The sequence below is a fragment of the Noviherbaspirillum agri genome (assembly GCF_054780595.1).
Window position 1 is genome coordinate 1 of the sequence record NZ_BAAGWA010000039.1, and the last position, 1182, is coordinate 1182.

The 1182-nt window shown below is 56.5% G+C and carries 1 protein-coding gene; it reads right to left on the reverse strand.

Annotation, left to right across the window (positions count from 1 at the left end; translation table 11 throughout):
• Window positions 1-16: 16 nt before the first annotated feature.
• Window positions 17-1122, reverse strand: a protein-coding gene (locus tag ACYVIA_RS22245; RefSeq protein WP_460844487.1) for an IS3 family transposase whose coding sequence is annotated in 2 segments (ribosomal slippage) — window positions 17-864 and window positions 864-1122 — 1107 coding nt in all. Because the reading frame shifts where the segments join, the coding sequence is not laid out codon by codon here.
• Between the last annotated feature and the right edge of the window lie 60 nt (window positions 1123-1182).

Consider the following 1182-nt stretch of genomic DNA (forward strand, 5'->3'; position numbering starts at 1 on the left):
TGACCTGCTACCCAATTTAGTCCGAAATCGACATAGAGTCTGCGGTTAAAAAACTCTCTGCAAATCTATTCGGCGTCAGGTAGCCGAGCGAACTATGCGGACGTTCGCCATTGTATTCCTGACGCCACTCCTCGATCACTTGCCGCGCATGACGTATCGAGATGAACCAGTGCTCGTTCAGGCATTCATCCCGGAACTTGCCGTTGAAGCTTTCGATGTACCCATTCTGCTGCGGTTTGCCGGGCTGAATGAAGCTCAGTTGCAATCCCCGACCATAGGCCCATTCATCGAGCGCCTTCCCGGCGAATTCTGGTCCATTGTCTACCGTTACTGATTGCGGTAATCCACGCAGTTCTGCCAACCGCTCCAGCACGCTGACCACGCGACGCCCCGGTAACGAGGTGTCGACCTCGATTGCCAGACACTCCTTGGTGAAGTCATCGACGATGTTCAAACACCGTAGCCGCCGACCATCCACCAGGCCATCCGAAACAAAGTCCATCGACCAGCTTTGGTTCGGTCCGATTGCTGGCGCTTTTACCTGGCGCTCGACGCCAGCGATCCGCTTGCGTTTGCGCCGGCGCACCATCAAGCCCGCTTCGTGATAGATGCGATACGTACGCTTGCGGTTGATTTCCCATCCCTCGCGGCACAGCAAGACATGTAGCCGCCGGTAGCCATAGCGTCGTTTCTGCTCCGCCAGTTCCGATAGCCGTTGCTTCAATGCCGAGTCATCAGGGCGCTTGGCTTCATAACGGTAAAGCGAGCGAGAAATGCCGATCAGCCCACAAGCGCGTGTGACGCCCAACTGGTGGGCAGTCATCAGGTGCGACACTGCTGCACGCCTGGCTTGCGGGCTTACCACTTTCGGCCCACAACATCCTTCAAGGCCGCGTTATCCAGCATGGCCTCTGCCAGCAGTCGCTTGAGCTTGTTGTTCTCGGCTTCCAGCGTCTTCAGTCGTTGCGCCTCCGACACTGTCATGCCGCCGAACTTGGCCTTCCAGTTGTAGTACGTCGCATCGCTGATGCCGTACTTGCGGCACAGCTCGGCTACCTTCATTCCCGCTTCGGCTTCTTTCAAGACGCCGATCATTTGTTCATCGGTGAATCGCTTTTTCATGCCTGCCTCCCAAGGGCAGACTCTACATTATCGCCGTACTAATCTCGGGTAGCAGGTCAG